This is a genomic window from Streptomyces sp. NPDC048370 (assembly GCF_043200825.1).
Lineage (GTDB): Bacteria > Actinomycetota > Actinomycetes > Streptomycetales > Streptomycetaceae > Streptomyces.
Window position 1 is genome coordinate 1 of record NZ_JBICYI010000012.1, and the last position, 24,449, is coordinate 24,449.

The window sequence follows — 24,449 nt, forward strand, 5'->3', positions numbered from 1 at the left end:
CCAACGCTCCGCGTTGACTCCCTCCTCCGCCTTGCGATCCACGGCACCAGACCCCGCTCCCTGATCCGGCCTGATCCAAACGAAAGGCCCTAGTTCCCCTCGTCCGGCGAGTCCGCCGAGGCGTCGTCCGGAATGGTCGGTTCCGGTCGCTCGGGCAGCTCCGCCGCCAGTGCGGCGGCGGCCTGGACGAGGGGAAGAGCGAGCAGAGCCCCGGTTCCCTCGCCCACAGTGACGCCGTGGTCGAGCAGAGGGTTGAGCGCCATCCGGTCCAGCGCCTTCGCCTGCGCGGGCTCACCGCTGACCTGACCCGCGAGCCACCAGTCCGGCGCCCGGAACGCCGCCCGCTGCGCCACCAGCGCGCAGGCCGCGCCCACCACACCGTCCAGGACCACAGGCATCCGGCGCACCGCGCTCTGCAGCAGGAAGCCCGTCATCGCCGCCAGGTCCGCCCCGCCGACCGCCCCGAGCAGCGCCAACTGGTCGCCCAGGACCGGCCGGGCGCGCCGCAGCGAGTCCCGGACCGCCGCGCACTTACGCATCCAGGCAAGGTCGTCGATGCCCGCGCCGCCCCGGCCGGTGACCACCGAGGCGTCCGTCCCGCACAGGGCCGCGATCAGCGTCGAGGCGGGCGTCGTGCCGCCCACGCTCAGATCGCCGAGCACGACCAGATCCGTGCCCGAGTCGGCCTCCTCGTCGGCGATCGCCATCCCGAGCCGGATCGCCGCCTCGGTCTCCTCGGCGCTCATGGCGTCCTCGATGTCGATCCGGCCGCTGCCGCGCCGCACCCGGTGCCGTACCACCTCGGCGGGCAGCAGCTCCGGCTCGCAGTCCAGACCGGCGTCCACCACCCGTACCGGCACCCGCGCGCTCCGCGCGAGGACCGCGAGCGGGCTCGCACCGTCGAGGACCGAGCGGACCAGCTCGTACGCCGTGCCGGCCTCGCGGCCCGACACCCCGAGCGAGGCCACCCCGTGGTCGCCCGCGAAGAGCACCACCTTCGGCTGCTCGATCGCCCGCACCTTGACCGAACCCTGCGCCGCCGAGAGCCACTCACCGAGCTCGTCGAGCCGGCCGAGCGCGCCGGGCGGAACGATCAGCCGCTCCCGGCGTTCCTCGGCATCACGTCGCACCCCGCCGTCGGGGCGCTCGATCAGATCGGAGAAGTCGTCCAGGTTCAAGGCTCGTCCTCGTGACGTCGACTGTGGCCAATGGGTGATCGAACCCTACCCGCGCAGCACCAGAGCCTGTCCCGAGACCACCAGGAGCACCTGCTCGCACTCGTCCCCGAAGGCCGCGTTCAGCCGCCCCAGCTCGTCCCGGAACCGTCGCCCCGCCGCGGTGGCGGGCACGACCCCCGACCCCACCTCGTTGGTCACGGCGACGACCGTACGGGGCGTGGCACGCACCGCCGCCACCAGCGCCACGACCCGCTCCCGCAGCGCCTCCCGGCCACCGCTCTCCCACCGCTCGTCCTCCCAGGCTCCCACCCGGTCCATCGCGTCCGTCAGCCACAGCGACAGGCAGTCGATCAGCAGCGCGGGACCCTCGCCCTCCAGGAGCGGTTCAAGATCGCAGGTCTCGGCCGTACGCCAGGAGCCCGGCCGTCTGTCCCGGTGCAGCGCGATCCGATGCGCCCACTCCGGGTCGCCCTCCCCGGCCCCGCCCGTCGCCACGTACAGCACCTCGGGGAACGTCTCCAGGCGCCGCTCGGCCTCCACCGACTTGCCCGACCGGGCCCCGCCGGTCACCAGCGTGCGGCGCGGGACGTCGGGCACGGCGTGGTACTCGCCGACGTACAGCGTCGTGCCGTCCGCCACCGCCCGCGCCCCGGCCGCCGCGAGCCGCCGGTCCAACTCGCGGCCGCCCGGCACGTCGTGGTCCAGGTGGACGGCGATCACGTCGGTGCTCGCCCCGACCGCCCCGGTCGCCCGCAGTCGCGCCAGCGCGTCCGGCCGGCCCGTGACGTCCATGACGACCATGTCGTACGGCGGCCGGTGATCGTCCGGCAGCCCGGCGGGGGAGCCCCCGGGCGGCAGGTAGAGCATCCGCTCGCCCTCCGGCGCGGTCACCTCGTACCCCGTACCGGGGGAGTCCATCGGCACCGCCCGCACCCGGTGCCCGCTGATGAGCGTCAACTCCCGGCCGTCCGGCACCCTCCCCGCGGCCGGCAGCCCGGCCGGCACCTCCACCGCGGGCCCGTCGTGCGGATGGGTGAGCAGCACCTGCCGTACGCCGACCAGCGAGCGCCCGGCCCGGGCGGCGGCCAGCGCGGCCCCCGGCGTCAGGTCGAGCAGCAGCGACTCGTCCACGAGCAGCGCGGTGGCGGCGCGCGCCTGGGCGCCACGAGCGGTCGCGCACACGGCGCAGGGGCATTCGGGGCGAGGGAGCCCGAGGGGGGCGCCGGTGCCGAGCAGAGTCAGTTCCACCCAATGATCCTCCCGCGCCACCGCGAAGGGTGCGCGCCCGGCTACGCTGCGGGCAGGAAACCGATCATCCGGTGAGCCTCAGGAGGCGGACATGGCATGGACGTGGCGGTTCGAGACGGCCGACGGCACGGAGACCGCTCCCTCGGTGGAACCGGAGGAGTTCACGACCCAGGGCGACGCCGAATCCTGGATCGGTGAGGTCTGGAAGGACCTCCTGGACGGCGGCGCGGAACAGGTCACGCTCTTCGAGGACGACACCAAGATCTACGCGATGTCGCTGCGCGCGGCGGCGGAGAGCTAGCACCCTCTGTGCCCACGGCCCCGGTGCCGTCGCGGGGCCCTTGTGTACGAGGGCCTCGCGGCGGCGCCGGTAAAGGCCCTAGATCTCCCCGAGCGTGACGTCCGCCTTCTCCTCGGTGCCGCCCCGTTCGTACACCACCGTCACCTTCGCCCCCGGCTTCAGCGCGGCCAGCGCCTCCTGCAGCGAGGTGATCGTCGTGACCGGCGCGTCCCCGAGCCGTGTGATCACGTCACCCGGCTTGATACCCGCCCTGCCCGCCGCGCCGTCCGCCGGTGCGTCGACCACCGCGACCCCGGCCGGCTCGTAGGTGTCGTCGAGGACGGTCCGGCCGGTGATGTTCAGGGCCGCCCGGCCCGAGTCGGTGACCTTGCCGTCCTTGATGATCTGGTCGGCGACGGTACGGACCATCGAGGCCGGGATGGCGAAGCCGATCCCCGGCGCCGAACCCCCGCCCAGCTCCGGATCGCTTGCCGCGAGCGTCGGGATGCCGATGACCTGGCCGTCCAGGTTGACCAGCGCGCCCCCGCTGTTGCCCGGGTTGATCGCGGCCGACGTCTGGACCATGTTCCCGAGGGTCGCCCCCGTACCGCCGCCGACGTGGCCCTCGCTGACGGTGCGGCCGGTCGCCGAGACGATGCCCTGGGTCACGCTGCCGGAAAGACCGAGCGGTGAGCCCATCGCCAGCACGATCTGGCCCATGTCGACCTTGGCCGAGTCGCCGAACCTCGCCGGCTTCAGCCCCTCCGGCACCGAGTCCAGCCTGATGACCGCGAGGTCCTGCTCGGGGTAGGTGGCGACGAGGCGCGCCGCCATCGGCTCCTTGCCCGTGGCCGCCGTGACCCGGAAGCTCTTCTCCTGGCCGACCACGTGCGCGTTGGTGACGATGTGACCCTTGCCGTCGTAGACGATGCCCGAGCCGAGACTGTCGGTGGCGTCGATCTGCACGACCGACGGCAGGACGTCCTTGATCACGGCCTGGTAGTCGTCCTGGAGCTCGTTGGCGACCACCGGCGCGGCCGCCTGGGTGGAGCGTTCGGCCTGGGACGCGGGCTCGGAGGAGCAGCCGCCGACGAGGGCGGCGACGCAGGCGCCGGCGGTCAGCGGGAGGAGCAGGCGTCGCGCACGGGATACGTCCATGTCCGGAGTATCACGTTCGCCGGATCCGTCCGGCTCGGCGAGAAGGTCCGATCAGGGGGCCGCACCGGGCCCAGGACACGCCCGCCCCGGGCCGTCCCGCCTTCAGCCTTCAGCAGCGCCTCAGCCGCCCCGTACCCCGCACAGGTGCAGCAGCGCCGCCACCCTGCGGTACGGCTCCGTCCGGCCCGCGCGGTCCTCGGCGGCGAGCAGACGTTCCAGTTCCTCGGCGGCCGGCAGGCCCACCTCGCCCGGCACGCCGTCGGTGAAGACCCGTACGCCGTACCAGCTGTGCAGCGGCGCCGCGATCCCCGCCAGCGTCGACGTCAGCGCGTCGAGCCGGTCGGCCCGCACCTTCACCCCGTTGCCGTCGGTGTACGTGTCCGACTCGAAGCCGGTCAGCGCGTCCGACCAGGCCCCGGCGAGCCCCGGCCGCATGGCCAACGCGTCGGCGTTCCGTACGACCAGGGAGAGCAGACCGCCGGGTGCCAGCATCCGGGCGAGCCCGGCGAGCAGCGCGTCCGGCTCGTCCGCGTACATCAGCACGCCGTGGCAGAGCACGACGTCGAAGCTGCCCGGCAGGAAGTGCACGCCCGTCTCGCGGCCGTCGCCCTCGATCAGCCTGACCCGCTCACGGATCCCGGCCGGCTCGGTGGCCAGCGCCTCACGGGCGGCCTTCAGCAGCTCCGGATCGGATTCGAGGCCGGTCACCGTATGACCGGCCCTGGCGAGCCGCAGCGCCTGGGTGCCCTGCCCCATGCCCGCGTCCAGGATCCGCAGCCGCTGCCCCACGGGGTAGCGGCCGGCTATCTGCTCGTCGAGCTGGCGCGCGACGAGCTCCTGGCGGACGGTCTCGCGCAGCCCGCCGTACCCGCTCGGCCACGGGGAGGTGGCGGCGGCCAGCGGACCGCCGACCGTGCCGGACTCGGCGCTGTCCGTGCTCAGGGCCGCTCTCCGCGCTTGACCTGCGGCTTCGGCAGTCGCAGTCGGCGCATCTGGAGCGTACGCATCAGGCCGTAGGCCACGGCACCGCGCTTCGGCTCGTTCGGGAAGCGCTCGGCGAGCTGCTTCTTCAGACGGAGCCAGATGCCGATCGAGTCGATGACGATCATCACGATCACACCGAGCCAGAGCAGCAGAGAGACGTTCTGCAGCACCGGGACGCGGACCATCGACAGCACGAGGATCACCACGGCCATCGGCAGGAAGAACTCCGCGATGGCGAAGCGCGAGTCGACGAAGTCGCGCACGAAGCGGCGGACCGGACCCTTGTCGCGGGCCGGCAGGTAACGCTCGTCACCGCTCGCCAGCGCCTCGCGCTGACGGGCCAGGTCGGAGCGGCGCGCCTCGCGCTGGCGCTTGGCGGCCTCCTTGCGGTCGGTCGGCACCGTCGCGGCGCGACGGCGCTGGGTCTGCGCCTCACTCCGCTTCGGTGTCGGGCGGCCCTTGGGGGCCTCGGGGTCGCGGGGCTGCTTGGAGAAGTCCACGCTCACCTTGTCGGTGGCGGGCTTCTCTTCCTTGGAACGGCTACGGAACACAATGCCCAGAGTACGTGGTGGGGGGTGTGGACCCCAGTGCGGGCGGGAACGATCTGGTATCGGACCGCGTCTGTGGGGGTACGCACGGACGACACGCACGGTTTCCCCGAGGTCCATCTACTCCCTGGGCCGGAGAGAGCCCGTCCGTACTCGTCCTTGGGGAGGAGCACATCCGCCCCCGAACAGTGCGGTAATGGAGACAGGGACCGTACTGTGGATCCTGTTGGAGAGCTTGAGCCGAGTCCGTCAGAAGGGGGCGCGCGAAGCCCATGAGCGGTGTCATGAAGCGTATGGGGATGATCTTCCGCGCGAAGGCAAACAAGGCCCTTGACCGGGCCGAGGATCCGCGCGAGACCCTTGATTACTCCTACCAGAAGCAGCTGGAGCTCCTGCAGAAGGTCCGGCGGGGCGTCGCCGACGTGGCGACCTCGCGCAAGCGACTCGAACTGCAGCTGAACCAGCTCCAGGGCCAGTCCGCGAAGCTGGAGGACCAGGGCCGCAAGGCGCTGGCGCTCGGCCGCGAGGACCTCGCCCGTGAGGCGCTCTCCCGGCGCGCGGCCCTCCAGCAGCAGGTGAGCGACCTCGAGGTCCAGCACCAGACGCTGCAGGGCGAGGAGGAGAAGCTCACGCTGGCGGCCCAGCGGCTGCAGGCCAAGGTCGACGCCTTCCGTACGAAGAAGGAGACGATCAAGGCGACCTACACGGCCGCCCAGGCGCAGACCCGGATCGCCGAGTCCTTCTCCGGCATCTCCGAGGAGATGAGCGACGTCGGCGTGGCCATCCAGCGCGCCGAGGACAAGACCGCCCAGCTCCAGGCGCGAGCCGGCGCGATCGACGAGCTGCTCGCCTCGGGCGCTCTCGACGACCAGTCGGGCCTGGCCAAGGACGACATCCAGGCGGAGCTCGACCGGCTGTCCGGCGGTACGGACGTCGAGCTGGAGCTCCAGCGGATGAAGGCGGAGCTGGCCGGCGGCCCCTCGGCCTCGAAGCAGGCCATCGAGGGCGGCAACGGCACGGCCACGCCGCAGGACCAGCAGCAGTCCCAGACCCGCTTCGACAAGCAGTGACGGCACCGGCAAGCGGTGACGAGCGGTAACGAGCCCGAAGGACGCGTCATGATCGTACGGATCATGGGGGAGGGCCAGTGGAAGCTGGCCGACAGTCACCTCGTCGAGCTGAACAAGCTCGACGACGAGCTGCTCGCGGAGATGGAGTCGGGGGACGACGAGGGCTTCCGCCGGACGCTGTCCGGGTTGCTCGACGAGGTCCGCCGGATCGGCGAACCCCTCCCCGACGACGCCCTGGAACCCTCCGAGCTGATCCTGCCGGCGCCGGACGCGACCCTCGAAGAGGTCCGCGAGATGCTCTCCGACGACGGACTGATCCCGGGCTGAGCCGCACTCTCCAACTCGACCGGTGCCCCGCCCCTCCTCACCCGAGGGAGCGGGGCACCGGCGCGTCCCACCCCGTACCGTTGCCTGTCGTGACCACCCTCGACAGCGGCTTCCCGCGGCTCCGCCAGTGGCTGCGGGCGCACCCCCTCGCCTTCGACGGGGCCCTCGCGCTCGGCGTGCTCGTCTGCATGATCACCGCCTCCTTCGCCGACCCGCACGGCAGCAGGAACGGCCCCACCTTCGGCGACCGCACCCCCGACGCGGACAGCGTGGCCCTCATGGTGCTCGGCGCCGCCGCCCTCGTCCTGCGGCGCCGCGACCCCCTCGCCGTCCTGGCCTTCACCGGCGCCGTCACCCTCGTCGAATTCATCGTCGACGACCGGCCCGCGCCCGTCGTGATGAGCGTCGTGATCGCCGTCTACACCGTCGCGGCCCGCACCGACCGGCCCACGACCTGGCGGGTCGGCCTCATCACCATGGCCGTCCTGACCGGCGCCGCGATGCTCTTCGGTCCCACCCCCTGGTACGCGCAGGAGAACCTGGGCGTCTTCGCCTGGACCGGCATGGCCGCGGCCGCGGGCGACGCCGTACGCAGCCGTCGCGCCTTCGTCGACGCCATACGGGAACGGGCCGAGCGCGCGGAGCGGACCCGCGAGGAGGAGGCCCGCCGCCGGGTCGCAGAGGAGCGGCTGCGGATCGCCCGCGACCTGCACGACGTCGTCGCCCACCACATCGCGCTCGTCAACGTCCAGGCCGGGGTCGCCGCCCACGTCATGGACAAGCGGCCCGACCAGGCAAAGGAGGCCCTGGGGCACGTCAGGGCCGCCAGCCGCTCCGCCCTCGACGAGCTGCGGGCCACCGTCGGTCTGCTCCGCCAGTCCGGCGACCCCGAGGCCCCCACCGAACCCGCACCCGGCCTCACCGTCCTCGACGAGCTCCTCGCCACCTTCCGCAACGCCGGCCTCCCCGTCGAGCTGGCCTGCGCCACCGACGACACCGACCTGCCGGCGGCCGTCGACCTCGCCGCGTACCGGATCATCCAGGAGGCCCTGACCAATGTGCGCAAGCACGCCGGCCCGGCCGCCAAGGCCGAGGTGAGCGTCATCCGGGTCGGCCGTACGGTCGAGATCACCGTCCTCGACAACGGCGTACCGCAGCAGACGCCGTCCGACGACACCGGCGGACACGGGCTGCTCGGAATGCGCGAGCGGGTCTCCGCCCTCGGCGGCACGCTCACCGCCGCACCCCGCTACGGCGGCGGCTTCCGCGTTCAGGCGATACTGCCCGCAACGGCCCGTACGGGGGAGGACACATGACCATCCGGGTGCTGCTCGCCGACGACCAGGCCCTGCTCCGCAGCGCCTTCAAGGTGCTCGTGAACTCCGAACCGGACATGGAGGTCGTCGCCGAGGCCGCCGACGGGGCCGAGGCCGTCGCGCTCGCCCGGTCCACCCGGGCCGACGTCGTCCTGATGGACATCCGGATGCCGGGTACGGACGGGCTGGCCGCGACCCGCCTCATCACCGCGGACCCGGAGCTGTCCGACGTACGGATCGTCATGTTGACGACCTTCGAGGTGGACGAGTACGTCGTGCAGTCGCTCCGCGCCGGGGCCTCCGGCTTCCTCGGGAAGGGCGCGGAACCGGACGAACTGCTCAACGCCATCCGGATCGCCGCCGCGGGAGAGGCCCTGCTGTCGCCCGTGGCGACCAAAGGGCTGATCGCCAAGTTCCTCGCGCAGGGCGGGAGCGCGGACCCCGACGGCGACCAGGACGCCCCGGCGTACTCGCAGCGCCTCGCCGCCCTCACCACCCGGGAACGCGAGGTCCTCGTCCTCGTCGCCGGCGGTCACTCCAACGACGAGATCGCCGAACGCCTGGAGGTCAGCCCCCTCACGGTGAAGACGCATGTGAACCGGACCATGGCGAAACTCGGCGCGCGGGACCGGGCCCAGCTGGTGGTCACGGCGTACGAGTCGGGGCTGGTACGTCCAAGGGTGGAGTGAGGGAGTACTCCGGCGTACTCCAGACGCGGTATGCGCGGCATAAGGAATTGAGCCCCGGGGCCGAGGATCCGCTGCTTCCCATGGCTGATCGTGTATTCGGGCAGCCATCACCGCCCGCCTGCCGAGCACGCCACAGAAGAGAGACCCCATGTCCTGGCTGTCCAGATTCAGCCTCGCGCAACGGGCCCTGATCGGGCTGATGTCCATCGTCGCCATCGTCTTCGGGGCGATAGCCATCCCGCAGCTGAAGCAGCAACTGCTGCCCTCGATCGAGCTCCCGATGGTCTCGGTCCTCGCCCCCTACCAGGGCGCGTCCCCCGACGTGGTCGAGAAGCAGGTCGTCGAACCGCTCGAGAGCACGATCAAGGCCGTCGACGGCATCAAGGGCGTCACGTCCACCGCCTCCGAGGGCAACGCCGTCATCATGGCCACCTTCGACTACGGCGACGAGGGCACCAAGCAGCTCGTCGCCGACGTCCAGCAGGCCGTGAACCGGGCGCGCGTCGCGCTGCCCGACGGGGTCGACCCGCAGGTCGTCGCCGGTTCCACCGACGACATCCCGACCGTCGTCCTCGCCGTCACGTCGGACAAGGACCAGCAGGCGCTCGCCGACCAGCTGGAGCGCACCGTCGTCCCCGCCCTGGAGGACATCGACGGCGTCGGCCAGGTCTCCATCGACGGCGTCCAGGACCTGCAGATCTCCGTCACCCCCGACGACGCCAAGCTCGCGGCGGCCGGCCTGAACGTGGGCAAGCTCGCCGAGGCCATCCGCTCCGGCGGCGGCACGGTGCCGGCCGGCTCGTTCTCCGAGGACGGCAAGAGCCGTACGGTCCAGGTCGGCGGCGGCTTCACCTCGCTGCAGCAGCTCCAGGACCTGCGGATCAAGCCCGAGAACGGCAAGGCGGTCCGCCTCGCCGACGTGGCGGCGGTGAAGCAGGAGGAGGCCTCCCGGGTCTCCATCACCCGTACCGACGGCAAGCCGAGCCTCGCCGTGATGGCCACCATGGACAACGACGGCAGCGCCGTCGCCATCTCCGACGCGGTCAAGGAGAAGCTGCCCGAGCTCCGCAAGGACCTCGGCGCGGGCGCCGAGCTGACCGTCGTCTCCGACCAGGGCCCGGCCGTCTCCAAGTCGATCTCCGGTCTGACCACGGAGGGTGCGCTCGGCCTCGTCATGGCCGTCCTGGTGATCCTGGTCTTCCTCGCCTCGATCCGCTCCACCCTGGTCACCGCGGTCTCCATCCCGCTCTCGGTCGTCCTGGCCCTGATCGTGCTGTGGACCCGTGACCTCTCGCTCAACATGCTGACGCTGGGCGCCCTCACCATCGCCATCGGCCGGGTCGTCGACGACTCGATCGTGGTCCTGGAGAACATCAAGCGGCACCTCGGCTACGGCGAGGAGCGCGAGTCGGCGATCCTCACCGCCGTCCGCGAGGTCGCGGGCGCCGTGACCTCCTCCACGCTCACCACGGTCGCGGTCTTCCTGCCGATCGGTCTGGTCGGCGGCATGGTCGGCGAGCTCTTCGGCTCGTTCAGCCTGACGGTCACCGCCGCCCTGCTCGCCTCGCTCCTCGTCTCGCTCACCGTCGTCCCGGTCCTCTCCTACTGGTTCCTGCGCGCCCCCAAGGGCACGTCGGAGGACCCGGACGAGGCCCGGCGCCGCGCGGAGGAGAAGGAGAACAAGAGCCGGCTGCAGCGCCTGTACGTCCCGGTCCTGCGGTTCGCGACCCGGCGCCGCCTCACCAGCGTGGCGATCGCGATCGTCGTCCTGGTCGGCACCTTCGGCATGGCCCCGCTCCTGAAGACGAACTTCTTCGACCAGGGCGAGCAGGAGGTCATGAGCATCAAGCAGGAGCTGGCTCCCGGCACCAGCCTCGCCGCGGCCGACGAGGCCGCGAAGAAGGTCGAGCAGGTCATCGCCTCCACCGACGGGGTGAAGGACTACCAGGTCACCGTCGGCTCCTCGGGCTTCATGGCCGCCTTCGGCGGTGGCACGGGCGCCAACCAGGCCTCGTACCAGCTGACCCTCGAGGACTCGGCCTCGTACGAGAAGACCCGCGACGCGATCGACGCGGCGCTCGGCAAGCTCGACGGCATCGGCGACACGACGATCGCGGCCGGCGACGGCTTCGGCAGCCAGGACCTCAGCGTGGTCGTCAAGGCCTCCGACGCGGACACCCTGAAGAAGGCGTCCGAGGCGGTCAAGGCCGAGGTCTCCAAGCTCGACGACGTCACCGACGTCCAGAGCGACCTCTCCCAGTCGGTGCCGCGCATCTCCGTCAAGGCCAACGCGAAGGCGGCGGAGCTCGGCTTCGACGACACGACGCTCGGCATGGCCGTCGCCCAGGCCGTCCGGGGCACCCCGGCGGGCAAGGCGATCCTGAACGACACCGAGCGGGACATCGTCCTGACCTCGGCGAAGCCCGCCACCACGATGGCGAGCCTGAAGGCGCTGCCGCTCGGCCCGGTCAAGCTCGGTGACATCGCCGAGGTGAAGCTCGTCCCCGGCCCCGTCTCGATGACCCGGATCGACGGCTCGCGGGCCGCGACGATCACGGCCAAGCCGACCGGTGACAACACCGGCGCGGTGAGCACGGAGCTCCAGTCGAAGATCTCCGCGCTCGACCTGCCGGAGGGCGCGACCGCGTCCATCGGCGGTGTCTCCGAGGACCAGACCGAGGCCTTCGTCAACCTGGGCCTGGCGATGCTCGCGGCGATCGCGATCGTCTTCATGCTCCTGGTCGCGACCTTCAAGTCGCTGATCCAGCCGCTGATCCTGCTGGTGTCGATCCCGTTCGCGGCGACCGGCGCGATCGGTCTGCTCGTGATCACCGGTACGGCGATGGGCGTGCCGGCGATGATCGGCATGCTGATGCTGATCGGCATCGTCGTCACCAACGCGATCGTCCTGATCGACCTGATCAACCAGTACCGCTCGCAGGGCCTGGGCATCGTCGAGGCGGTCGTCGAGGGCGGCCGGCACCGACTGCGCCCGATCCTGATGACGGCCCTGGCGACGATCTTCGCGCTCCTCCCGATGGCGCTCGGCATCACCGGCGAGGGCGGCTTCATCGCACAGCCGCTGGCGGTCGTGGTGATCGGCGGTCTGATCACGTCGACGCTGCTGACGCTGCTGCTCGTCCCGACGCTCTACGCGATGGTGGAGCTCCGCAAGGAGCGCCGCGCGAAGAAGAGGGCGGAGAAGAAGGCGAAGAAGCAGAAGAAGCGGGACGGCACGCTCGACAACCCCGATCAGCCGGACGTGACCCCCGCGGACGCGACGCTGCTGGACAAGCTGGACGCGCTGGACATCTGACGCGCCGAACGCCGAAGGGCGCCCCGCAACCGTGCGGGGCGCCCTTCGGCGCGTCCGGGGGAGAACCGTTACGGCAGCGCGAGCATCCGCTCGAGCGCCAGCTTCGCGAAGCTCTCGGTCTCCTTGTCGACCTGGATCCGGTTGACCAGCTTGCCCTCGGCCAGCGACTCCAGCGCCCACACCAGGTGCGGCAGGTCGATCCGGTTCATCGTCGAGCAGAAGCAGACCGTCTTGTCGAGGAAGACGACCTCCTTGTCCGGGTGCGCGTTGGCCACGCGGCGGACCAGGTTCAGCTCCGTGCCGATCGCCCACTTCGAGCCGGCCGGGGCCGCCTCGAGGGTCTTGATGATGTACTCCGTCGAACCGACGTAGTCCGCCGCCGCCACGACCTCGTGCTTGCACTCCGGGTGGACCAGCACGTTCACGCCGGGGATCCGGGCGCGGACGTCCTCGACCGAGTCCAGCGAGAACCGGCCGTGCACCGAGCAGTGGCCGCGCCACAGGATCATCTTGGCGTTCCGCAGCTCCTCGACGGTCAGGCCGCCGTTCGGCTTGTGCGGGTTGTACAGGACGCAGTCGTCCAGCGTCATGCCCATCTCGCGCACCGCGGTGTTCCGGCCCAGGTGCTGGTCGGGCAGGAAGAGGACCTTCTCGCCCTGCTCGAAGGCCCAGTCGAGGGCGCGCTTGGCGTTGGACGAGGTGCAGATCGTGCCCCCGTGCTTGCCGGTGAAGGCCTTGATGTCGGCCGAGGAGTTCATGTACGAGACGGGCACGACCTGCTCGGCTATGCCGGCCTCGGTCAGCACGTCCCAGCACTCGGCGACCTGCTCGGCGGTGGCCATGTCGGCCATCGAGCAGCCGGCCGCGAGGTCGGGCAGCACGACCTTCTGGTCGTCCGTGGTGAGGATGTCGGCCGACTCGGCCATGAAGTGCACACCGCAGAAGACGATGTACTCGGCCTCCGGCTTCGCGGCCGCGTCCTTCGCCAGCTTGAAGGAGTCGCCGGTGACGTCGGCGAACTGGATGACCTCGTCGCGCTGGTAGTGGTGGCCGAGGACGAAGACCTTGTCCCCGAGCTTCTCCTTGGCGGCGCGGGCGCGCTCGACGAGGTCCGGGTCGGAGGGCGACGGAAGGTCGCCGGGACACTCCACTCCGCGCTCGCTCTTCGGGTCGGCCTCGCGGCCGAGCAGCAGCAGGGCGAGCGGCGTCGGCTGGACGTCCAGGGGCTGGGCGGTGGTCACGTCACGCACCCTTTCTATCTGCGGAAGAGCTAGCTTTTCGTCTAAATGACGCTATCTATCATAACCGCTTCACGTCAGTTTGACGATGGCCATAGTGTCGATGTGACGAATTCGGGGTCCACGGATCGGTACTTGCCCGTTCCGGGTCCGCGCAGGCCCCTGCGGGGTCTCTCGGCGCTCGTTCGGGGTTCGCGAGCGGGTGTGCGAGCATGAAGGGGAAAGACTAGGGCTCGCTCGGAATGAATCCGGGGCCCCGCCGGTTGCAACCGTCGGCAAGCAGTCTCCGTCTCCGTACAACCCGGGAGAGAAGCAGATGTCCGTATCGGACGAGAAGACCACTGTCAGCGACGGCATCCTCCTGTCTGACGCCGCCGCGGCCAAGGTCAAGGCCCTGCTCGACCAGGAAGGCCGCGACGACCTGGCGCTGCGCGTCGCCGTACAGCCCGGCGGCTGCTCCGGCCTGCGCTACCAGCTCTTCTTCGACGAGCGTTCGCTCGACGGCGACGTCGTCAAGGACTTCGACGGCGTCAAGGTCGTCACCGACCGCATGAGCGCCCCGTACCTGGGCGGCGCCTCCATCGACTTCGTCGACACCATCGAGAAGCAGGGCTTCACGATCGACAACCCGAACGCCACGGGCTCCTGCGCCTGCGGCGACTCGTTCAGCTAAACCGTCAGTCGTACGTACGAAGGCGGCCGCCCGGATCTCCGGGCGGCCGCCTTCGTGTGCGCTCCCGTGCGCGCAGGGGAGCGGGATCACTTCCTCGGTACGGGCTCCCCGCTCGCCGCGTCCACGACCGCCCGGCCGCCGAGCGGCTGCTCCAGGCTCACCGTCCGGGTCACCTCCACGGCGATGGCGATGCACGCCCTGTCCGGGTCGATCGGCTTCTCCGTCACCCGCACGGAGACCTTGTCGGCGCTCTCCTCGGCCGTCGCCGTGTACGTGCTGCACACGCCGCCCCAGAAGGTCACCGACAGCTTCGTGCCGGCGCCGTCCACGCGGTACGACTCGATCTGCCGGGCCGGCGCCGTGCCCTCACCCGGATCCGGCGTCGGCGTCGGCGTCGGGGTGGGCGTCGGCTTCGCAGGGGGTACCAGGTGCTCCGGCGCCACCGCCGTCCTGGCGACCGTGTGGGGCTTCGCCCCGGCCTCCGCCTCCACCTGGAACAGCCACGACGGTACGAGCGCCCGCTCGCCGTCCACGAACTGCGCCGCGAGCCCGAAGACCGCGCCCGTGACGGCCAGCTCCCTCGGTGCGGCGTCCGGCTCGCAGGGCGCCGTCGCGGTGTCCCCTGCCGCGTTCCCCGCGGTGCTCCCGGCCGTGTCCGCGGCCGGCGGGGCCGTCGCGCAGCCTCCGATGCCGATCGAGCCGGGGACGGCCGACCTGTTCAGCTCCTCGAGGGCCTTCGCGGCGCCGACCACCGGATAGTCGGCCCCCTTCGCCGGCTCCTTCAACTGCCCGCTGCCCGCGACCAGTTCACCGCCGGGCCCGACGTGGATCCCGGTCGACCAGCCGTACGTCGGCAGCCCGCCGACGACCGGGTCGGCGTTGACCACCCGTACCGACCCCATCAGCTGGCTCGCGTCGATCTTCGCGTCGTCCTGGCCGGTCGCCTTCAGGACCGGCGCCGCCGCCGCCCGCGCCGCCGCCTCGCTCACCGGCCCGCCGCTCGGCGGCTTCGCCTCGCCCGGGGGCGGGCAGGCCTTGCCCTTGAGGCAGGTGTCGCCGACCGGACCCCCGTCGTACCGCGTCAACGTCCAGCTGCCCGGCGCCGCGGCGGACACGTCGAGCCGCAGTCCCGAGCCGTCCTTCTCCGGCGCGATCTTCCAGACCTCGCCCTCCAGCCTCGGCGTGCCCGGGATGCCGAGAGCCGACGCCAGCCGGGTCACCTCCGCCGAGGTGACCCGGCCCTCGGGCCGGTGGACCGCGGCCGAGGAGGGCCCCTCGGGGAGTGGGCCCTTGGCCTTGTAGACGGCTCCTCCGCCGTTCGGGTCGGGCTCGCCCGGCGCGATACCGGGACCGCCGTCCCGATGCGCGCCGTCGCCCGTGGCGCCCAGGCTCAGCGGCGGGGGCGCCGCGGCCGCGCCGCCCGGCGCGGCGGTGCCGTCCGAGGTGGTGGCGAGGTACACCCCGCCGCCCCCGGCCAGCAGCACGCCCGCCGCGACCGAGGCCACGAGCAACGGCCGGTGCCGCATCCGCCGGTTCTCCGTACCGCTCACCGCATCGCTCCTTCGTCCCTGGCCCGGGGACAGCTCCCCGGAAGACATCAGTGGGACGGAACGGGTGAGCGAGTGGTTCCGTCCGTCAGGCGCCGTACTCGGGGGTGGCGTCGATCAGCCGCGCCGAGGCGGGCGGGACGACGACACCGTGGATCGACGCGGGGGAGACCGGAGCGGGCTCGGCGTCCGCCGGGACCACCCAGTGCGGAGCCATCCGCGCGCTGGCGCCGCGCAGCTGGGCGAGGCTGAACTCGGACTCCTGAGGCTCACGAGGAGCGGGTTGCGTGGACATGTGCGCACCGTACGCACGCCACCGCTCCGGGGAAAAGGCCTACTCTGGGGTAGTTTCCACTGTTCGGCAGGGTCCCCCCCAGCCGGTAGCGTGAACTGTCAACCGCTTTCCGTCCCGCAGGAGCGCCCAGCCGTGCGTATCGCAGTCACCGGCTCCATCGCCACCGACCACCTCATGACCTTCCCCGGCCGGTTCGCAGACCAGCTCGTAGCGGACCAGCTGCACACGGTCTCCCTCTCCTTCCTCGTCGACAACCTCGACATCCGGCGGGGAGGCGTGGGCCCGAACATCTGCTTCGGCATGGGGCAGCTCGGCGGCAACCCGATCCTCGTGGGTGCGGCCGGCTACGACTTCGACGAGTACCGCGCCTGGCTCGACCGGCACGGCGTCGACACCGGCTCCGTGCGGATCTCCGAGGTCCTGCACACCGCCCGCTTCGTCTGCACCACGGACAAGGACCACAACCAGATCGGCTCCTTCTACACGGGCGCGATGAGCGAGGCCCGGCAGATCGAGCTGAAGGCCGTCGCCGACCGCGTGGGCGGCCTCGACCTCGTCCTCATCGGCGCCGACGACCCCGAGGCGATGCTGCGCCACACCGAGGAGTGCAAGACGCGGGGCATCCCCTTCGCGGCGGACTTCTCCCAGCAGATCGCGCGCATGGACGGCGACGAGATCCGCACGCTCCTGGACGGGGCCACGTACCTCTTCTCCAACGAGTACGAGAAGGGGCTCATCGAGTCCAAGACCGGCTGGAGCGACGAGGAGATCCTCGGGCGGGTCGGGCACCGGGTCACCACCCTCGGCTCGCGCGGTGTCCGCATCGAGCGGGCGGGCGAGGAAGGCATCGAGGTCGGCTGCGCGGAGGAGGACGCCAAGGTCGACCCGACCGGCGTCGGCGACGCCTTCCGGGCCGGCTTCCTCACCGGCCTGTCGTGGGGCGTCAGCCTGGAGCGCGCGGCCCAGGTCGGCTGCATGCTCGCCACGCTGGTGATCGAGACCCTGGGCACCCAGGAGTACACCCTGCGCCGCGCCAACTTCATGGAGCGCTTCACCAAGGCGTACGGCGACGTGGCCGCCGCCGAGGTCCAGTCGCACCTGGGCTGAGCCACAGGGGCTCCGCCCGTGCGGCGGAGCCCCTGGCTGTCCGGCCTGATCCGCGGGGCAGCCCCTACGCCACCCGGCGCACCACGTACGCCACCCCGCCCTTCGGGGACGGCTCCTCGCCCACGTACTCCTGGCCGCGCATCTCGCACCAGGCCGGGATGTCCAGGCGGGCCGCCTCGTCGTCGGAGAGGACCGTGACCGTGCCGCCCACGGGCACGTCGCCGATCACCTTCGCCAGCTCGATCACCGGGATCGGGCACCGCCGGCCCAGGGCGTCCACCACGAGGGATCCCGAGCCGCCCGGGCCCGTCGGCACCTCGGGGGCGCCGAGCCGCTCCCGTACCCCCGCGACCACCCCCGGGAGCACGGTCAGGAAGCGGTCGACGTCCTCCTCCGTCGTGCCCGTCGGCAGCGACACCCGGACGTTCCCCTCGCTCAGCACCCCCATCGCGCGCAGCACATGGCTGGGCGTCAGCGTCGAACTCGTACACGACGAACCGGACGAAACGGAGAAACCCTCCCGGTCCAGCTCGTGCAGCAGGGTCTCTCCGTCGACATAGAGACAGGAGAAGGTGACGAGATGGGGGAGTCGGCGCGTCGGATCGCCCACCACCTCCACATCCGGCACCAGCTCCGGCACCCGTGCCCGGATCCGGTCCACCAGCGCCCGCAGCCGGGCCCCTTCGGCCTCCGCCTCCGCCCGCACCGCCCGCAGCGACGCCGCCGCGGCCACGATCGCCGGCAGGTTCTCGAAGCCGGCCGCCCGCCCCGACTCCCGCTCGTCCGCCGGACCTTGAGGGGCGAAACGGACACCCTTGCGGACCGCGAGCAGCCCCACGCCCGCCGGACCGCCCCACTTGTGCGCGCTCGCCGCAAGGAGCGACCAGGGCCCCTCCACCGGGCCCCAGCCCAGCGACTGCGCCGCGTCCACGAGCAGCGGCACGCCCGCCGCCGCACACGCCTCGGCGACCTCCGCCACCGGCTGCGCCGTCCCCACCTCGTGGTTGGCGGACTGCAGACAGGCAAGGGCCGTCCCCGGCTCCAGGGCCGCCGCGAAGGCCGCGGACTCCACCGCGCCCGACCGGCCCACCGGCACCTCCGTCATCGACCCGCCGGCCGCCGCGTGCGCGTCGCCCGCGTGCAGGACGGAGGAGTGCTCGACCGCCGAGACCACCAGACGGGTCCCGACACGCCGACGCCCCGCGAGCGCGCCGGAAATTCCGGAATGCACCGCGCGCGTCCCCGAAGGAGTGAAGACCAACTCGTCGGGGCGGCAGCCCACCGCCTCCGCCGCGGCCTCCCGCGCCGCGTCGAGCAGCATCCTGGCGCGCCGCCCCTCGCGGTAGAGCCGGGCGGGGTCGGCCCAGCCCTCGTCAAGGGAGGCAAGCAGCGCCTGGCGGGCGACGGGGTGGAGCGGGGCGGAGGAGGCGGCGTCGAAGTAGGGCACCCGACCACGCTAGCCCCCGCTCCGTAATCCCCCGTCAGATGCCCCGCCCGCGCGGCCGATCGCCCCACGTCCGGGGGGTCGGGAGGCGTTCGCGGAGGCCCGGCGTCCACCCCTTCGGGGAGTCGGACGGCGCGTTGGGCACCCTCCCCGCGCGACCCCAAATAGCGTCCAGTAGGGTTTGGTCCGCATAAACATCCAAACCCCTGCCCGCGGCCGGGGCGGCGACCGACCAGAGAGACGGACGGCCGTGGCCGACCAGCGCGGGCCGAGACTCTCGGGAAGGCGCTACGTGAGTCCCAACGGCTCCGACCTCCCCCGCAGCCAAGGCGCGGGTGGTACCCCCACGTCTCGGCGCCCGATGCGGCGGAAGCTGCCGCAGGTGCTGACTGCGGGCCTGATCCTGGCGACAGCCACCGGCTGCTCGTACAACTGGGAAGACTTCCCCCGCCTTGGAATGCCCACCCCGGTCACGGAAGAGGCGCCTCGGATCCTCTCCCTCTGGCAGGGCTCGTGGGCGGCTGCGCTCGTCACGGGCGTGCTGGTCTGGGGGCTGATCCTGTGGTCCGTCATCTTCCACCGGCGCAGCCGCACCAAGGTCGAGGTTCCTCCGCAGACGCGGTACAACATGCCGATCGAGGCGCTGTACACCGTCACCCCGCTCATCATCGTCTCCGTGCTCTTCTACTTCACGGCACGTGACGAGTCCAAGCTCCTGTCGCTCGCCGACAAGCCCGCCCACACCATCAACGTGGTCGGCTACCAGTGGAGCTGGGGCTTCAACTACGTCGAGAACGTGCCCGGAGTGAAGGGCGACGCCAAGACGGCCCCGAACCTCGACGCCATTCCGGACAAGTACCAGGATGCCTTCCCGGCGAACGCCGGCGGTGTCTACGACGCCGGCATCCCGGGCGACCGGAACCCGCAGAACGGCAACCCGGGTCCGACCCTGTGGCTGCCGAAGGGCGAGAAGGTCCGGTTCGTCCTGACCTCCCGTGACGTCATCCACTCCTTCTGGGTGGTCCCCTTCCTGTTCAAGCAGGACGTCATCCCGGGTCACACCAACGTCTTCGAGGTGACTCCGACCCAGGAGGGCACCTTCATGGGCAAGTGCGCCGAGCTCTGCGGCGTCGACCACTCCCGGATGCTCTTCAACGTCAAGGTGGTCTCCCCGGAGCGCTACCAGCAGCACCTGAAGGAGCTGGCGGAGAAGGGGCAGACCGGCTACATCCCGTCGGGCATTGAGCAGACGGACCCGGCCAGGAATGCGGAGAAGAACCAACTGTGAGCATCCTCAACGAACCCCAGGGTGCGGCCGCGGCTGAGGACTCGTACGAGAACGAGCTTCCGGTACGCCGCAAGCAGCCCGGCAATGTCGTGGTGAAGTGGCTGACCACCACCGACCACAAGACGATCGGCACGCTCTACCTGGTCACGTCGTTCGTCTTCTTCTGCATCGGCGGACTCATGGCGCTCTTCATGCGCGCCGAGCTGGCCCGTCCGGGTACGCAGATCATGTCGAACGAGCAGTTCAACCAGGCGTTCACGATGCACGGCACGATCATGCTGCTGATGTTCGCGACGCCGCTGTTCGCCGGTTTCGCGAACTGGATCATGCCGCTGCAGATCGGCGCGCCCGACGTGGCGTTCCCGCGGCTGAACATGTTCGCGTACTGGCTGTACCTCTTCGGCTCGATCATCGCGGTGGCCGGCTTCCTCACCCCGCAGGGTGCGGCCGACTTCGGCTGGTTCGCCTACTCCCCGCTGTCGGACGCCGTCCGCTCGCCGGGTGTCGGCGCCGACATGTGGATCATGGGTCTGGCCTTCTCCGGCTTCGGCACGATCCTCGGCTCGGTCAACTTCATCACCACGATCATCTGCATGCGCGCTCCTGGCATGACGATGTTCCGCATGCCGATCTTCACCTGGAACGTGCTGCTGACCGGTGTCCTGGTCCTGCTCGCCTTCCCGGTCCTGGCGGCCGCGCTGTTCGCCCTGGAGGCGGACCGCAAGTTCGGTGCCCACGTCTTCGACGCGGCCAACGGCGGTGCCCTGCTCTGGCAGCACCTCTTCTGGTTCTTCGGACACCCAGAGGTGTACATCATCGCCCTGCCGTTCTTCGGCATCGTCTCCGAAGTGATCCCGGTCTTCAGCCGCAAGCCGATGTTCGGCTACATCGGTCTGATCGCCGCGACCATCGCGATCGCCGGTCTCTCCGTGACCGTGTGGGCCCACCACATGTACGTCACCGGTGGCGTGCTCCTACCGTTCTTCTCCTTCATGACGTTCCTCATCGCCGTACCGACCGGCGTGAAGTTCTTCAACTGGATCGGAACGATGTGGAAGGGCTCGTTGTCCTTCGAGACACCGATGCTCTGGACGATCGGCTTCCTGGTCACCTTCACCTTCGGTGGTCTGACCGGCGTCATCCTGGCCTCGCCACCGATGGACTTCCACGTCTCCGACTCGTACTTCGTCGTCGCCCACTTCCACTACGTCGTCTTCGGCACCGTGGTGTTCGCGATGTTCGCCGGCTTCCACTTCTGGTGGCCGAAGTTCACCGGCAAGATGCTGGACGAGCGGCTCGGGAAGATGACCTTCTGGACGCTGTTCATCGGCTTCCACGGCACGTTCCTGGTGCAGCACTGGCTCGGTGCCGAGGGCATGCCGCGTCGTTACGCGGACTACCTCGACGCCGACGGCTTCACCGCGCTGAACACGATCTCGACGATCTCCTCCTTCCTGCTCGGCCTGTCGATCCTTCCGTTCATGTACAACGTCTGGAAGACCGCCAAGTACGGCAAGAAGATCGAGGTCGACGACCCGTGGGGTTACGGCCGTTCGCTGGAGTGGGCCACCTCCTGCCCGCCCCCGCGGCACAACTTCCTCACCCTGCCGCGGATCCGTTCCGAATCCCCGGCGTTCGACCTGCACCACCCTGAGATCGCGGCGGTCGACCAGCTTGAGAACAAGCCGCACGAGGCCGCGGCCCTCGCCGGCAGCAAGGAGGCCGGCAAGTGAAGATCCAGGGCAAGATGTTCATCTGGCTGAGCGTCTTCATCCTCGCCATGGCGATCCTCTATGGCGTGTGGTCGAAGGAGCCGGTCGGCACCACGGCGCTCTTCCTGGCCTTCGGCCTGGCCATCATGATCGGCTACTACCTGGCCTTCACGGCCCGGCGGGTCGACGCGATGGCGCAGGACAACAAGGAGGCCGACGTCGCGGACGAGGCCGGCGAGGTGGGCTTCTTCGCCCCCCACAGCTGGCAGCCGCTCTCGCTGGCCATCGGTGGTGCGCTCGCCTTCCTCGCCGTCGCGATGGGCTGGTGGCTGCTGTACTTCTCCGCGCCGCTCATCCTGGTCGGCCTGTTCGGCTGGGTGTTCGAGTTCTACCGCGGTGAGAACCAGAACCAGTAGCACCACCCGCTTCACCCCGTAACACCCCGAGGGGCCCGGACACTTCGTCACCCGAAGTGTCCGGGCCCCTCGTTTGCAGCACTCGACGCGCTGGTCGGGTGGAATGTTCTTACGGTGATGTCATGAACGACACGCCGCGCATTCGGACTGTTCTGAGCTGCACTCTTCTGGCCCTCCTCGTCAGCGTGGGCGCCGGCGCCTGCGCGGGCACCGACGGCCACCCGCTCTCGGCGAAGCCGTACGACGCGGCGGAGCAGGTCTCCTTCAGTACTCCGGCGGACGGCAGGAAGGCCGACCCGGACAAGGCGCTGGAGATCACCGCCAAGGGCTCCGACGGCCGCATCACGGACGTGACGGCCGTCGACGCGACCGGGCACCACCTGGCCGGCGAACTGACCGCGGACGGCCGCCTCTGGCGCTCCACGGGCTCCCTGGTCGCCGGCGCCCGGTACACCGTCAAGGTGTCCGTGGAGGACGAGGACGGCGCCCCCGGCACCCGTACGTTCACGTTCGAGACCGCCCCGGCCAAGCGGGCCCTGACGGTCGAGTTCGGCCCGGAGGCGGGCAAGTACGGCGTCGGGCAGCCCATCACGGCCGACCTCAGCCTCCCGGTGAAGGACCGCAAGGCCCGCGCGGTGGTCGAACGGGCCCTGAAGGTGCGCTCCACGCCGACCGTCGAGGGCTCCTGGCACTGGGTGGACGACAAGAAGCTGCACTTCCGCCCGAAGGAGTACTGGCCCACGGGCGCGACGATCAACGTCACCGGCAACCTCGCGGGCGTCAAGGTCGGCGACAAGCTCTACGGCGGCGAGTCGAAGCCGCTGAAGCTGACCATCGGCGACCGGATCGAGGCGGTCGCGGACGCCGGCTCGCACTACATGACCGTGCGGCGCAACGGAGAAGTGATCAATACCATTCCGGTGACCACCGGCAAACCGGGCTTCTCCACCCGAAACGGAATCAAGGTCGTGCTCGGCAAGGAGTACTTCGTACGGATGCGCGGTACCAGCATCGGCATCGCGGAGGGCAGCTCCGAGTCGTACGACCTGCCCGTCTACTACGCCACACGGGTCACATGGAGCGGCGAGTACGTCCATGCCGCGCCCTGGTCCGTCGGCTCGCAGGGCGTGGCGAACGTCAGCCACGGCTGTGTCGGCATGTCGACGGGGAACGCGGCCTGGTTCTACGAGACCGTCCGCCCGGGCGACATCGTGAGGACCGTCAACAGCTACGGCGACACGATGGACCCGTTCGGGAACGGCTTCGGCGACTGGAACCTGACCTGGGACAAGTGGCGCCAGGGCAGCGCCCTGGTGGCCGACGCCAAGAGCGCCGTCCACCAGTCGGACCCCACCCGCCTGCGGCCCTCGGTCTAGCGCCTACGCGTCGATGGACAGGCGCGTGCGCAGCAGGCCCGCCAGGGACGCCGCGAACTCGACCGGTTCCACCGGAAGGGTGACGGCGGCGTCCGCGCGGCTCCAGGTCGCCAGCCAGGCGTCCTGCGGCCGGCCGATCAGGAGCAGCACCGGCGGGCAGTGGAAGACCTCGTCCTTGATCTGCCGGCAGACGCCCATACCGCCCGCGGGCACGGCCTCGCCGTCCAGGACACAGGCGTCGATCCCGCCCTCCTCAAGGCGCGCGAGCACGGCCGGGAGTGTCGCGCACTCGATGAACTCGACCGGCGGAACGTCGGCAGCGGGCCTGCGACCCGCTGCGAGCCGCACCTGTTCCCGCGTGTTCGCGTCGTCGCTGTAGACCAGGACCGTGGCGCTCGACTGCATCGTTCCTCCGTGAAGGTCATCAACCGATGCGCGGGATGCTACTCCGTCCCACACCCCGTCAACACCGGTACGACACCGGTCGGGAGGCTGCCGCGATGGGCCGTTCGGGCTGGACACACGCCCCTGACACTCCGAACGGCACCCCCCGGAGTGAGGGCGGGATAAGCGACCGACATAATGTCGGTCGTGGCGACAGTAACGACAGTAGAAACCGGGCACGCGCACCCGTCGGTCAATCGACCGAACCTCACCAGCGTCGGAACCATCATCTGGTTGAGTTCCGAGCTGATGTTCTTCGCGGCCCTCTTCGCGATGTACTTCACCCTGCGATCGGTGACCGGTCCAGAGTTCTGGACGGAAAAGGCCGACGCCTTGAACTTCCCGTTCTCGGCGACCAACACCACGATCCTGGTGCTCTCCTCCCTCACCTGCCAGCTCGGCGTCTTCGCCGCCGAGCGGGGCGATGTGAAGAAGCTCCGGACGTGGTTCATCATCACGTTCGTGATGGGTGCGATCTTCATCGGCGGCCAGGTCTTCGAGTACACCGAGCTGGTCAAGCACGAGGGGCTCTCGCTCTCGTCGGACCCGTACGGCTCGGTGTTCTACCTGACCACCGGCTTCCACGGCCTGCACGTGACGGGCGGTCTCATCGCCTTCCTGCTGGTCCTGGGCCGGACGTACGCCGCCAAGAGGTTCACTCACGAGCAGGCAACCGCCGCCATCGTCGTGTCCTACTACTGGCACTTCGTCGATGTCGTCTGGATCGGCCTCTTCGCCACGATCTACATGATCAAGTAATCGGGTCCCGGGACCCGAGCACATCCAGCAAGCATC

General features: G+C 70.6%; 23 protein-coding genes. 13 read left to right on the top strand and 10 right to left on the bottom strand.

Annotation, left to right across the window (positions count from 1 at the left end; all coding sequences use genetic code 11):
- Window positions 1–89: 89 nt before the first annotated feature.
- Both cobT and ACGFYP_RS24315 read right to left on the bottom strand, forming a co-directional pair.
- Complete coding sequence (cobT, locus tag ACGFYP_RS24310; protein ID WP_393497235.1) at window positions 90–1,178, bottom strand: nicotinate-nucleotide--dimethylbenzimidazole phosphoribosyltransferase; 1,089 nt, start codon at window positions 1,176–1,178, stop codon at window positions 90–92.
- 45 nt (window positions 1,179–1,223) lie between these two features.
- The gene (locus ACGFYP_RS24315) at window positions 1,224–2,426 is read right to left on the bottom strand and encodes a bifunctional adenosylcobinamide kinase/adenosylcobinamide-phosphate guanylyltransferase (RefSeq protein ID WP_393497239.1); all 1,203 of its coding nucleotides are present in this window, start codon (window positions 2,424–2,426) and stop codon (window positions 1,224–1,226) included.
- 91 nt (window positions 2,427–2,517) lie between these two features.
- On the opposite strand from ACGFYP_RS24315, the gene ACGFYP_RS24320 reads away from it, so the two are divergent.
- The gene (locus ACGFYP_RS24320) at window positions 2,518–2,727 is read left to right on the top strand and encodes a hypothetical protein (protein WP_361961795.1); all 210 of its coding nucleotides are present in this window, start codon (window positions 2,518–2,520) and stop codon (window positions 2,725–2,727) included.
- Window positions 2,728–2,805: 78 nt separating this feature from the next.
- Here the strand turns inward: ACGFYP_RS24320 and ACGFYP_RS24325 are convergent, their stop codons facing one another.
- The 3 genes from ACGFYP_RS24325 to ACGFYP_RS24335 all read right to left on the bottom strand — a co-directional run bounded on the left by ACGFYP_RS24325 (window position 2,806) and on the right by ACGFYP_RS24335 (window position 5,399).
- Window positions 2,806–3,864 (bottom strand): S1C family serine protease, encoded by a 1,059-nt coding sequence (locus ACGFYP_RS24325; RefSeq protein WP_393497243.1) that lies wholly within the window; start codon window positions 3,862–3,864, stop codon window positions 2,806–2,808.
- 120 nt (window positions 3,865–3,984) lie between these two features.
- On the bottom strand, window positions 3,985–4,722 hold the full coding sequence (locus tag ACGFYP_RS24330) for a class I SAM-dependent methyltransferase (RefSeq protein ID WP_393497860.1): 738 nt from the start codon (window positions 4,720–4,722) through the stop codon (window positions 3,985–3,987).
- A gap of 80 nt (window positions 4,723–4,802) precedes the next feature.
- The gene (locus tag ACGFYP_RS24335) at window positions 4,803–5,399 is read right to left on the bottom strand and encodes a DUF3043 domain-containing protein (protein WP_393497247.1); all 597 of its coding nucleotides are present in this window, start codon (window positions 5,397–5,399) and stop codon (window positions 4,803–4,805) included.
- Between the two features lie 269 nt (window positions 5,400–5,668).
- On the opposite strand from ACGFYP_RS24335, the gene ACGFYP_RS24340 reads away from it, so the two are divergent.
- The 5 genes from ACGFYP_RS24340 to ACGFYP_RS24360 all read left to right on the top strand — a co-directional run bounded on the left by ACGFYP_RS24340 (window position 5,669) and on the right by ACGFYP_RS24360 (window position 12,114).
- Window positions 5,669–6,466: a PspA/IM30 family protein gene (locus ACGFYP_RS24340; RefSeq protein ID WP_361961789.1), complete on the top strand. Its 798-nt coding sequence runs from the start codon at window positions 5,669–5,671 to the stop codon at window positions 6,464–6,466.
- Window positions 6,467–6,514: 48 nt separating this feature from the next.
- Window positions 6,515–6,793, top strand: coding sequence for a hypothetical protein (locus ACGFYP_RS24345; RefSeq protein WP_361961787.1), 279 nt, complete (start codon window positions 6,515–6,517; stop codon window positions 6,791–6,793).
- Window positions 6,794–6,882: 89 nt separating this feature from the next.
- Entirely contained in the window at window positions 6,883–8,109 is a 1,227-nt protein-coding gene (locus tag ACGFYP_RS24350; RefSeq protein WP_393497251.1) for a sensor histidine kinase, read from the top strand.
- Window positions 8,106–8,798, top strand: a complete 693-nt coding sequence (locus ACGFYP_RS24355; RefSeq protein WP_393497255.1) for a response regulator — start codon at window positions 8,106–8,108, stop codon at window positions 8,796–8,798. Before ACGFYP_RS24350 ends, ACGFYP_RS24355 begins: the two co-directional genes overlap by 4 nt.
- A 148-nt stretch (window positions 8,799–8,946) precedes the next feature.
- Complete coding sequence (locus tag ACGFYP_RS24360; RefSeq protein WP_393497258.1) at window positions 8,947–12,114, top strand: efflux RND transporter permease subunit; 3,168 nt, start codon at window positions 8,947–8,949, stop codon at window positions 12,112–12,114.
- 68 nt (window positions 12,115–12,182) lie between these two features.
- On the opposite strand, the gene nadA is transcribed toward ACGFYP_RS24360, so the two are convergent.
- On the bottom strand, window positions 12,183–13,364 hold the full coding sequence (gene nadA, locus ACGFYP_RS24365; protein WP_393497261.1) for a quinolinate synthase NadA: 1,182 nt from the start codon (window positions 13,362–13,364) through the stop codon (window positions 12,183–12,185).
- A 304-nt stretch (window positions 13,365–13,668) separates the two neighbouring features.
- Between nadA and ACGFYP_RS24370 the strand changes: the two genes are divergently transcribed.
- Complete coding sequence (locus ACGFYP_RS24370) at window positions 13,669–14,025, top strand: iron-sulfur cluster assembly accessory protein (RefSeq protein WP_018848827.1); 357 nt, start codon at window positions 13,669–13,671, stop codon at window positions 14,023–14,025.
- Window positions 14,026–14,111: 86 nt separating this feature from the next.
- Here ACGFYP_RS24370 and ACGFYP_RS24375 read toward each other — a convergent pair whose 3' ends face one another.
- Together ACGFYP_RS24375 and ACGFYP_RS24380 are read right to left on the bottom strand one after the other, a co-directional pair.
- A complete protein-coding gene (locus ACGFYP_RS24375) occupies window positions 14,112–15,575 on the bottom strand; it encodes a hypothetical protein (protein ID WP_393497266.1) in 1,464 nt (487 codons plus the stop codon).
- Between the two features lie 85 nt (window positions 15,576–15,660).
- On the bottom strand, window positions 15,661–15,867 hold the full coding sequence (locus tag ACGFYP_RS24380; protein ID WP_393497269.1) for a hypothetical protein: 207 nt from the start codon (window positions 15,865–15,867) through the stop codon (window positions 15,661–15,663).
- 132 nt (window positions 15,868–15,999) lie between these two features.
- Here ACGFYP_RS24380 and ACGFYP_RS24385 point away from each other — a divergent pair, with 132 nt between their 5' ends.
- The gene (locus ACGFYP_RS24385; protein ID WP_393497272.1) at window positions 16,000–16,974 is read left to right on the top strand and encodes a carbohydrate kinase family protein; all 975 of its coding nucleotides are present in this window, start codon (window positions 16,000–16,002) and stop codon (window positions 16,972–16,974) included.
- 64 nt (window positions 16,975–17,038) lie between these two features.
- On the opposite strand, the gene ACGFYP_RS24390 is transcribed toward ACGFYP_RS24385, so the two are convergent.
- Window positions 17,039–18,421 (bottom strand): cysteine desulfurase/sulfurtransferase TusA family protein, encoded by a 1,383-nt coding sequence (locus tag ACGFYP_RS24390; RefSeq protein ID WP_393497275.1) that lies wholly within the window; start codon window positions 18,419–18,421, stop codon window positions 17,039–17,041.
- Between the two features lie 289 nt (window positions 18,422–18,710).
- Here ACGFYP_RS24390 and coxB point away from each other — a divergent pair, with 289 nt between their 5' ends.
- From coxB to ACGFYP_RS24410, 4 genes are all read left to right on the top strand, one after another.
- Window positions 18,711–19,706 (top strand): cytochrome c oxidase subunit II, encoded by a 996-nt coding sequence (gene coxB, locus ACGFYP_RS24395; protein ID WP_393497277.1) that lies wholly within the window; start codon window positions 18,711–18,713, stop codon window positions 19,704–19,706.
- On the top strand, window positions 19,703–21,439 hold the full coding sequence (gene ctaD, locus ACGFYP_RS24400) for a cytochrome c oxidase subunit I (protein WP_361961768.1): 1,737 nt from the start codon (window positions 19,703–19,705) through the stop codon (window positions 21,437–21,439). Before coxB ends, ctaD begins: the two co-directional genes overlap by 4 nt.
- Window positions 21,436–21,834 (top strand): cytochrome c oxidase subunit 4, encoded by a 399-nt coding sequence (locus tag ACGFYP_RS24405; RefSeq protein WP_393497280.1) that lies wholly within the window; start codon window positions 21,436–21,438, stop codon window positions 21,832–21,834. Before ctaD ends, ACGFYP_RS24405 begins: the two co-directional genes overlap by 4 nt.
- 122 nt (window positions 21,835–21,956) lie before the next feature.
- Window positions 21,957–23,210 (top strand): Ig-like domain-containing protein, encoded by a 1,254-nt coding sequence (locus tag ACGFYP_RS24410; protein ID WP_361961764.1) that lies wholly within the window; start codon window positions 21,957–21,959, stop codon window positions 23,208–23,210.
- A gap of 3 nt (window positions 23,211–23,213) precedes the next feature.
- On the opposite strand, the gene ACGFYP_RS24415 is transcribed toward ACGFYP_RS24410, so the two are convergent.
- A complete protein-coding gene (locus ACGFYP_RS24415) occupies window positions 23,214–23,615 on the bottom strand; it encodes a hypothetical protein (protein ID WP_393497284.1) in 402 nt (133 codons plus the stop codon).
- Between the two features lie 177 nt (window positions 23,616–23,792).
- Between ACGFYP_RS24415 and ACGFYP_RS24420 the strand changes: the two genes are divergently transcribed.
- Entirely contained in the window at window positions 23,793–24,413 is a 621-nt protein-coding gene (locus tag ACGFYP_RS24420; protein ID WP_352189322.1) for a heme-copper oxidase subunit III, read from the top strand.
- Window positions 24,414–24,449: the final 36 nt, after the last annotated feature.